Source organism: Rhodobacter lacus (genome assembly GCF_042683065.1).
Lineage (GTDB): Bacteria > Pseudomonadota > Alphaproteobacteria > Rhodobacterales > Rhodobacteraceae > Rhodobacter > Rhodobacter lacus.
In genome coordinates this window covers 1-9,100 of record NZ_JBHUIX010000026.1, presented here as the reverse complement: position 1 = coordinate 9,100, position 9,100 = coordinate 1, and the positions used below count along the sequence as shown (strand labels likewise).

Genomic DNA, 9,100 nt, shown 5'->3' with positions numbered 1-9,100 from the left:
GCGGATGGTGCGGTTTCTGGATCTGGTGCGGGAGCGGCTCGCCTTGATCGGCGACGGCGAGATCGATGCGCTCGAGCGGTTTTGCGACGGCGGGGGGCTTGTGCGGCTGGTGCAGGTTGCGCCCGAGGGGGGCGCGCTGGTGCTGCTGGCGGTGCCGAGCCTGCGGATGCTGCATTTTCTGGATCGGTTTGACTGCGCGCCCTGGGCGGCGCTGGCGCAGGCTTTTGCCGGGGTCGATGTGCCGCCGGAGGTGACGGAGGCCGATGACCTGCTGGCGCGGGCGTTTTGAGGGCCGGGCGGTGGGCCGGGGAAGGAGGGATGCGATGAGCGTGGAGCGGATCAGCGGGCCGGGGGCGCCGCGGGCGCGTGCGGGCTGCGATCAATGCGGGCGGGCGGAAGTTGTGGCCTGCGCGCCGCCGCGGATGACCCGCAGGCGGGAGGTGAGCCCGATCGAGGGGCAGGTGAACACAAAACTTGTGCGCCAGGGCTGGGCGATCGTGAAGGGGCGGCTTTTGTGCCCCGGCTGCGATGCGCGGCGGCGGGCGTTTGCGGAGAATGGAGGCAAGAGCAAGGTGGAGAAGGCAGGCAAGACCGGGGTGCTGCGCGCGCCTTCGCGCGAGATGCTGCGCGAGATCAACCAGATGCTCGACGTTGTTTATAACGTCGATGCGGGGCGCTATCGCGGCGCGGAGACCGATGTGACGGTGGCGGAGGCGATCGGCAACGGCTGCCTTTTTGGCTGGGTGGCGGAAGAGCGGCGGCGCGCGTTTGGCGACAGCGGCGAGAACGACGAGATGCAGGCGACGAAGGTCGATCTGGGCGCGCTTGCGAAACGGGTCGAGGCAGCGCTGGCGGATCGGCACGCGCGGCAGTGCGAGATCGAGAAGGCGGCGACGGCGATCCGGCAGGAGGGCGAGGCGCTGGCGAAGCTCTTTGGGGAAGTGCAGCGCGCGATGAGCAAGCTCGACACGCTGGCCAAAAGCGTTCTGCCGCGGGGGGCGAAGTGATGCCCCCGCTGGCGGAAGACCGGGCAAGCGCTGCGGGTCGACCGCTGGTGGCGGTCGATCTGGCGGCGCTGCCGGAATACGAATTCAACGATTTGCGGCTTGAGGGGCATTTCTTTGTGCCGTGGCACTTCGGGCGCTGGCTCAATTCCGCGATGCATCTGTGCGCCTCTTATGAGGTGCAGGGCGTGGCGCGGGCGCTCTTCGACATCGCGCAGATGCAGTTTCCGACCGGCACGCTGCCCGATGACGATGTGCAGCTCTCGCGGCTGTTGCGGATCGATATCACGCATTGGCGGGGGCTGCGGGGGCTCGAGTTCGGCCCGCTCAGGAACTGGTTCCGGGTGCGCTGCGGCGATCAGGTGCGGCTCGCGCATCCGGTGGTGTGCGAGGTGATCTCGCAGGTGCTGGATCGGCGCGAGGAACGCGAGCGGGCGAATGATGCGAAAGCCGTGGCCATGCGGCTCAAGCGGCTGCGCGACGGGTTGCGGGCGCTTGGCGCGGCGGATGCGATGGTGCGCGATCAGGTGCTGATCGAGCGAATGGACAAATGGCTGCTTGAGCATGTGCAGGGACAGCGCCGAGTCGAGGCCTATGAGCGGGTGTTGATGGTGGCGGTGCGCGAGCGCTGGTTCGAGGCTCTGCGACCTGTGTGAGGATCTGTTACCGGAACAGTTCGTAACTGTTCTGGAACGTTCCGCCACGTGGGTAACAGTTACCGACAATAAGATAAGAAACGAAAGAATAACAAAAAAACAACACGCCCGGCAACAGCATGACCGGGGCCGCCTGTGGATAAGTCGCGAGGGATGCAATGAAGAGGGACGAAGATGGGGCAGGAGCGGGGGCGCAGCGAAGCGCGGGTTCGCGCCGAGTTGCTGGAACCGATGAGCGGGCTGAAGCGGGGCCGCAAGGTGACGGTGGAGAAGCATGAACGCGATCAGGCGCTGATCGCGCGCAAGCTTTCCTATATGAGCGCGGAGAACTTGCGGGGCCTGTGCGAGATGGCGCTGAAACAGGCGCGCGGGGTTTGGCCGGATACGGCGCTCCTTTTGAGCTGGGGATATGGCCTTGAGGCCCCGCCGCCGCGGCAGAGCGATTACGTCTCTTCCTTGATGCGCTCGACGGCGGGGCGGGCGGCGCGCGATGGCGGTTATCTGGTGGAGTTGATGTGGATGGCCAAGAAGCTCGGGCCGCCGCCGGGGCGTTATCTGATCTCGAAGCTGCGCGAGGAGGCTGCCGACAATGCGCGGCGCCGCGCCGGGCTGCGGCGGATGGTGGAGCGGGGCACGAGCTTGCGCCGCGAGGATCAGGCATGGCTCGATGCGTATCATGCGGATCTGGCGCTGGCCGAGGCGATGATGGGCATGGGCGATGTCGAGACCGACGCGGGCAAAGAGGAGCGGGCAGCATGAGCATGATGGGGTTTCCGGGCGGGCGTGTTGTGCCTGCGACGGTATTGGCGGAGCTGGCGGTTCGGGAGCTGACGGGGACGGCGGATCCTGCGGCGATCCGGGGGCTTTCGGGGCGGGACCGGGCGCAGTTCCGGTCGTGGGTGGAGGTTCTGGATTGGGCGTTGTCGACGCGGGCGGTGACGCGGGGGGAGCTTTGGGCGCGGCGGGAGGGCTCGGGCGGGCCGGTGGAGGTGGTGCTGCCGCTTTCGAAGATGCAGGCGCTGTCGCAGGCCTATGTGCTGGCGCAGGCGCGCGCGCCGGAGCGCTGCGGGCCTGAGATTGTGGCGGCGCCCGCGCGGGGCGCGTGCCGGGTGATCACGCTGCGGCAGATCCGACCGGGCACGCGCAACACGATCGAGGAGGCGGGCTATCAGGGGCCGGGGGAGGCGCGCCCCCGCAAGGCGGTGCGGGCGGCGGATGTGTTTGACCGGATGGAGGCGCGGGCGCGGGCGACGGGCAAGCCGGTGCCGTTCACGCCGGGGCAGATCGCGATGGCGCGGCTTTACCGGACGCTGGTCGAGCGGCATGCGGCGGGCGGGGTCAAGCTTTCGAGCCTTGAGGGGCGGCGGGGCGGCGCGGGCGGGGGCGCTCTTGATGTGACGGATCTGCGGCTGGAGGAAGCGCGCCGGATTGCGCTTTTGCGGGCGCGGATCGGGGAGGGGGCGGCGATGGTGGTGCGCCGGGTGCGCCCGAGCGCCCGCGGGCCGGGCGCCTCGGTCATTCTTGATCGACGGCTCGTTGATGCGGTCTGCCTTGAGGATCTGGACCCGAGCGCGGTGCTTGCCGCGCATGGCTGGGCGGCCAAGGGGGAGCATCGGGAGCGGCTGCACAGGGCGCTTGGCGCCGCGCTGGAGCGCATGCAGGGGTATCCCTGAGAAAGGGGCTTGACGCTTAAGTCCGTCAGCGGCATATCTCTTGGCATGATCTACACGAGCGCCCGGCGGGAACCCACCCGACCGGGCGCTTGCTTTTCCAGACAGCGATGACGAGGCGAGCGATGCGCAAACTGTGCCGCGCGCCGGGCTGCGATGAGCTGGCGCTTGAGGGTCTGGCGCATTGCGCCGAGCACGAGGCCGAGCGGCAGGCGAAGTGCGCCGCGCGACGCAAGGCGGCGAAGGCGGGGGCGGCGGCCCGCGCGGGCGCCGCGTTCTACAGCACGCAACGCTGGCGCAAGGCGCGCGCGACGTTCCTCGCCCGGCATCCGCTGTGCGAGGATTGCGCGAGCCTCGGGCTTGTCGTGGCGGCGCGCGAGGTGGATCACCGGACCCCGCACCGCGGCGATGCGGGCCTGATGTGGGACCGCACGAACTGGCAGGCGCTGTGCAAATCCTGTCACTCGCGCAAGACCGCGCGCGAGGTCTGGCACGGGGATCGCCGCGGTCCCTGATCGCGGGGGCGGGCGCCGCCCCCCACCGGGGGGTGCCCTCAAAATCTCGCGCCGCGTTGGGGCACCGGCCCGTGGAGGTGCATTTTTGCGCCCGGCTATTTGGCAAAAAAAGCCCATCTGTCTGAGCGTTATGGAGGATGAACGATGAAGGGGCCGAAGCCTTCGCTGCACAATGTCATCCCGATGAAGGGGGACATGACCGCGCCGGTGCCCGCGGCGCCCGAGTGGATGACGAGCGAGGCGCGCGAGGCCTGGGATCGGCTCGCGCCGTCGCTGGTGGCGAAGGGGCGGCTGGAGCCCGCGTTCGAGGACAGCTTCGCGGCTTACTGCGAATGCGTGGCCGATGTGATCCGGCTCACCGGGGATCTGGCGATCATGGGCAGTTACTATGAGGTCAAGACGCGCAACGGCCTGCAGCAAAAGCACCGCGCCGCCTGGACACAGCGGGGGCAGGCGATCGGGTTGATGAACCAGCTCTCGGCGCGGTTCGGGCTGACGCCGGTTGATGATGCGCGGCTGAGCTCGGGCGGGCAGGGCGATCTCTTTGCGGACCTGCTTGAGCAGATCAATGGATCCCGTTGACCATCCGGTCTCGCGCTACGCGCGCGATGTGATCGAGGGAAGGGAGGTGGCGGGGGAGCTGGTGCGGCTCGCCTGCGCGCGGCATCTGCGGGATCTGGAGACCGGGCGCGACCGTGGCCTTTACTTCGACTGTCAGGCGGCGAATGCGATCACCAACTTCTCGAAGCTGATCCAGCACACCACCGGGCCGATGGCGGGCCAGCCTTTGGCGCTGCAGCCCTGGCAGGTGTTCCGGCATGGCTCGGTGTTTGGCTGGAAACACGAAGAGACCGGGCTGCGGCGGTTCCGTGCGACCTACCACCAGGTGGCGAAGAAGAACGGCAAGACCACCGATACCGCGGTGCCGATGCTTTACACGCAGCTCTTTGACGGGGAGGCGGCGCCGCAGGGCTATTGCGCGGCGACGACGCGCGATCAGGCGGGGCTGCTTTTTGGCGAGCTCAAGCGGATGATCGGCAAGAGCCCGGCGCTGACGCGGCTGATGCGCAGCTGGCGCTCTTCGATCGACACGCCCGCGACGAACGGGGTGATCAAATGCCTCTCGCGCGACGGCAACACCTCGGACGGGATCAACCCGCATTTTGCGGCGCGTGACGAGGTGCACCGCTGGAGCGACCGGGAGCTGGCCGAGGTGGTGGTGAACTCGATGATCGCGCGGGCGCAGCCGATCGACTGGGCGATCACCACGGCGGGGGCGGACATGGTGTCGGTGTGCGGGGAGATGCGCGAATACGCCTCCGAGGTGCTGCGGGGGAATGTGACGGATGACGCCTTCTTCGGCTATGTGGCCGAGCCGCCGCTCGACTGCGACGTGAATGATCCGGCGGTGTGGAAGATGGCAAACCCGAACCTCGGGGTGACGTTCACCGAGGAGCGGTTCCGGGCGATGCTGCACGAGGCGCAGGCGATTGCGGGGAAGATGCCGAACTTCCGGCGCCTGCACCTCGATCTGTGGACCGAGGGCGCGCAGTCGTGGATCGAGCGCGAGGTCTGGGACAAGGGGGCGGCGCCTTTCGATCTGCGCGCGTTGCGGGGGCGCGATGCCTGGGTTGGGATCGATCTTTCGAAGACCACGGATTTGACCGCGATCTGCGTTGCGGTGCCGATGGAGGGGCTGATCTATCTGATCACCTACACCTTCCTGCCCGCCGGGCCGAAGGGGTTTATTCAGCGCGCCCAGAAGGAGAAGCGCGAATATATCCAGTGGCGCGATGACGGCTGGCTGGAGGTGCACCAGGGCGGTGTGATCGACGATGATCAGGTGATCGAGCGGATGGAGCAGATCCGGGCTTTCTTCACCGTGCAGGAGGTCGCGTTTGACCGCTGGGGCATGAAGTATGTGGCCAAGGAGCTGGTGCGGCGGCGGTTTCCGCTGGTCGAGCACGGGCAGGGCTATGCCTCGATGTCCTCGCCGATGAAGCGCTTCGAGGAGGCGGTGGCGAAGACGCGGCTGCGCCATGGCGGCAATCCGGTGCTGGCCTGGGCGGTGGGCAATGTGCACCGCGACGAGGATGCGGCGGAGAACTGCAAGCCGAACAAGGCGAAGTCGCGGGGCCGGATCGACCCGGCGGTGGCGGCGATCATGGCGGTGGGGCGGGCCGAGGCGGCGGAGAGAAAGCGCAGGGCGCGGGAGATCGAGACGATATGAGCATGATCGCAAAACTCTTTGGCCGCCCGGCTGTGGGCCGCCCGGCTGTGGCGGCGGTTGCGCGCGCCGAACCGGTGCTTTGCGCAGCGGCTGAGACGGGGGCGGCACAGACGGGCGCGGCGGAACCGGCCTCGGGGGTGACGGCGCCGCAGGGCTGGCTTTCGGAGATCGGCTGGGGCGGGCAGAGCCGGGTGAAATCGCTGCCGCGGGTCTCGCCGGGCGCGGCGCAAAAACATGCGACGGTGTTCAGCTGCTGCAACGTGATCGCGGGCGATCTGAGCAAGGTGCCGCTGAAGCTCTATCAGCGGGGCGCGAACGGGCAGGAACAGCGGGTGCGCGATCATCCGGCGGCCTATCTGCTCAATGTCGAGAGCGCGCCGGGCATTCCGGCGATCGTGATGCGCTTTGCGCTCGCCTATGTGTTTGCGCTGCGCGGCAATGCTTATGCCTATGCGCCGCGCGATGGCGGGGGCGATCTGGTTCTGGTCGAGACGCTGTTGCCCGATGCGGTCTCGGTGCTGAAGGCCGGGCGGGCGCGGTTTTACGATATCGAGGATGGGGCCGGGGTGCTGCGCCGGGTGCCTGCGCGGGCGATGGTGCATCTGCGCTATATGGCGCTTGATGGCTGGAGCGGGCGCTCGCCGATCGAGGTGGCGGCGGAAAGCGTGGGGATTGCGCTGGCCGGGCAGGAGGCGGCGGCGCGCAATGCCTCGGGCACCTTTCTGAAGGCCTATGTCAAGATGGAAGAGGCCTATGACGATGACGAGGCCTATTACCGCAACCAGCGCCGGTTGCGCGCCACGCTCGACGATCCCGAAGGGAAGGGCATTCCGATCCTGGGCGGGAGCGACGAGATCAAGAGCCTCGATATCAGCGCCGCCGATCAGCAGCTTTTGGAAACGCGCCGCTTTGACCGCGAGCAGATCGCCTCGATCTACCGGGTGCCGCCCACGAAGCTGCAGATCCTCGAATACGGGGTGAAGGCGAACTCCGAACAGGCCGCGACGGATTATCTGACCGATTGCCTGCTGCATTGGGGCGGGCTTCTGGAGCAGCAATATGCGCTCTCGCTGCTCACCGATCGGGAGCGGCGGGCGGGGTTCTTCTTCCGCCATGACTTCGACACGCTGCTGCGCCCGACGACGAAGGAACGCTATGACGCGCTGAAGGCGGCGATTGGCGGGCCGTTCATGACGCCCGACGAGGGGCGGATCAAGGAGGGGCTTGCGCCGATCACGGGCGGGGATCGGCTCTATCCGCCCTCGAACATGACGCGCGACACCAAGGGAGAGAACGATGCGCAGTGAGATCGGGGCGATGCTGGCGGGGGCGCCGGTGGCGATTGCGGCGGAGTTTGCGCGCGAGATGCTGGCGCGGGAGGTACCTGAGGCGGCAGCGCGCGGGGCCGAAGCGGCGGCTGGCGCGGAGCGCTTCACGGTGCAGCGCGGGCTCGCGGTGGTGCCGGTGCGCGGGATCCTGACGCCCAACAGCGCGGTTTTGGAGGCGTGGTTTGGCTGGTCCACCTACTTCGGGCTGGCCGAGACGATGGCCGAGCTGGCCGAGCGGGCCGATGTGGCGGCGATCGTGCTCGATCTCGACAGTCCGGGCGGGCTGGTGCTGGGCTGCGAGGATGCGGCGCAGGCGGTGGCGGTGGCGGGCGCGCGCAAGCCCGTCCATGCGATTGCCGCGCCGATGGCGGCCTCGGCGGCCTATTGGCTGGCCTCACAGGCGAGCTCCATCGCGCTCACGCCGGGCGCTGTGGTGGGCTCGATCGGGGTGGCGCTTGAGGCGACAAGCGTGGTCGGGCCGGATGCGCGGGGTGTGCAGGCCTATCGGCTGACCTCACGCCATGCGCGCGCCAAGCGCCCCGATCCGGGGACCGAGGCGGGGATGGCGGAGCTCGTGCGCGCGCTCGACGAGATCGAGGCGGCGTTCCACGCGGCGGTGGCGCGCGGGCGCAATATCGCGCCGGGCGATCTTGCCACGCGGCTTTCGGTGAGCGGCGATCCTTGCAATGGCGGGGCGTGCTTCCGGGGCGCGGAGGCGGTGGCGCGCGGGCTCGCCGATACGGTCGAAACGCGGGCGGCGTTTTACGCGCGGATGATCTCGGCGCATGGGGCGGCGGCGCGCCCGGCCCCTTCGGCGCGCTTTGGCGCGCTTGCGGCGGCGGCAAAGGCCCGCGCCGCACTCTGAAACTCTTCACCTTCCTGCCGGTCGCGGCAGGTCCACACCGCCGCCTTCGGGCGGCTTTTTGCACTGGGGTATACCATGACCAAACTTGACGATCTGCGCCGCGACCGGAAGGCCGCTGCGAGCGCGCTTTCTGCCGCCGCCGAGGCGATCGAGCAGATCGAGGCGGCGGGCGCGGGGGCAGAGGCGCCCGAGCATGGCGCGGCGCTTGCGGCTTTTGACGCGGCGAAAGCGGCCTTTGACGGGCTCGATGCCAAGGTGAAACGCGCCGAGACCGCGGAGGCGGCGCTGGCGGCGGCAGCCGTGGGCGATGAGGGCGCGGGGGCGGGAGGCACCTTGCCGCGGGCGGCGGCGCAGCCGCAGGATCCGGCGCAGAAGGGGGTTGAGGTGGGTTTTGTCGTGCATGCGCTGGCGCGGGCGCGGGGGGATCGCGACAAGGCGGCGGCCTATCTGGAGGGGGAGGGGCATTCGGGGATCTCGGCGGCGCTTTCGGGGGCGAGCGAGGCGGCGGGGGGCGTGACGATCCCGCGCCCGATGGCCGAGGGGCTGATCGAGCTTTTGCGCGCGCGCGTTGTGGTGCGCGCGGCGGGGGCGCGGACCTTCCCGATGCCCGCGGGGCAGATCCGCCACGCCAAACAGCTCGCCGCGGCGACGGCGACCTATCAGGGCGAGAATGCCGCGATCACGCCGAGCGAGCCGAGCTTTGACAAGATGGATCAGAGCTTCAAGAAGCTGACCGGGCTTGTGCCGATCGGCAACTCGCTTTTGCGTCACTCGGGGCTCGCGATGGCGCAGATGGTGCGCGACGATCTTTTGAAGGTGATGGCGCTGCGCG

The 9,100-nt window shown here is 68.8% G+C and carries 11 protein-coding genes; all 11 read left to right on the top strand.

The window, feature by feature from the left end; all coding sequences use genetic code 11:
• Positions 1–289, top strand: a 289-nt coding sequence (locus ACFSM0_RS17670) for a hypothetical protein (RefSeq protein WP_377393692.1), incomplete at its 5' end; no start/stop codon positions are given.
• A gap of 34 nt (positions 290–323) precedes the next feature.
• Positions 324–1,007 (top strand): hypothetical protein, encoded by a 684-nt coding sequence (locus ACFSM0_RS17665; protein WP_377393689.1) that lies wholly within the window; start codon positions 324–326, stop codon positions 1,005–1,007.
• On the top strand, positions 1,007–1,660 hold the full coding sequence (locus ACFSM0_RS17660) for a hypothetical protein (protein WP_377393686.1): 654 nt from the start codon (positions 1,007–1,009) through the stop codon (positions 1,658–1,660). The genes ACFSM0_RS17665 and ACFSM0_RS17660 overlap by 1 nt, the downstream gene beginning before the upstream one ends.
• A gap of 174 nt (positions 1,661–1,834) precedes the next feature.
• Positions 1,835–2,419 carry a hypothetical protein gene (locus ACFSM0_RS17655; protein ID WP_377393683.1) on the top strand — a complete coding sequence of 195 codons (585 nt, stop codon included), beginning with the start codon at positions 1,835–1,837 and terminating at the stop codon, positions 2,417–2,419.
• Positions 2,416–3,333, top strand: a complete 918-nt coding sequence (locus ACFSM0_RS17650) for a hypothetical protein (RefSeq protein WP_377393680.1) — start codon at positions 2,416–2,418, stop codon at positions 3,331–3,333. Before ACFSM0_RS17655 ends, ACFSM0_RS17650 begins: the two co-directional genes overlap by 4 nt.
• Before the next feature lie 122 nt (positions 3,334–3,455).
• Complete coding sequence (locus ACFSM0_RS17645) at positions 3,456–3,845, top strand: HNH endonuclease signature motif containing protein (RefSeq protein WP_377393678.1); 390 nt, start codon at positions 3,456–3,458, stop codon at positions 3,843–3,845.
• 144 nt (positions 3,846–3,989) lie between these two features.
• Positions 3,990–4,427, top strand: a complete 438-nt coding sequence (locus tag ACFSM0_RS17640) for a P27 family phage terminase small subunit (protein ID WP_377393675.1) — start codon at positions 3,990–3,992, stop codon at positions 4,425–4,427.
• Positions 4,414–6,075 (top strand): terminase large subunit, encoded by a 1,662-nt coding sequence (locus tag ACFSM0_RS17635; RefSeq protein ID WP_377393672.1) that lies wholly within the window; start codon positions 4,414–4,416, stop codon positions 6,073–6,075. Before ACFSM0_RS17640 ends, ACFSM0_RS17635 begins: the two co-directional genes overlap by 14 nt.
• Positions 6,072–7,382 (top strand): phage portal protein, encoded by a 1,311-nt coding sequence (locus tag ACFSM0_RS17630; protein WP_377393669.1) that lies wholly within the window; start codon positions 6,072–6,074, stop codon positions 7,380–7,382. The genes ACFSM0_RS17635 and ACFSM0_RS17630 overlap by 4 nt, the downstream gene beginning before the upstream one ends.
• Positions 7,372–8,268 carry a S49 family peptidase gene (locus ACFSM0_RS17625; RefSeq protein WP_377393667.1) on the top strand — a complete coding sequence of 299 codons (897 nt, stop codon included), beginning with the start codon at positions 7,372–7,374 and terminating at the stop codon, positions 8,266–8,268. The genes ACFSM0_RS17630 and ACFSM0_RS17625 overlap by 11 nt, the downstream gene beginning before the upstream one ends.
• Before the next feature lie 75 nt (positions 8,269–8,343).
• On the top strand, positions 8,344–9,100 hold a 757-nt coding region (locus ACFSM0_RS17620; RefSeq protein ID WP_377393664.1), incomplete at its 3' end, for a phage major capsid protein.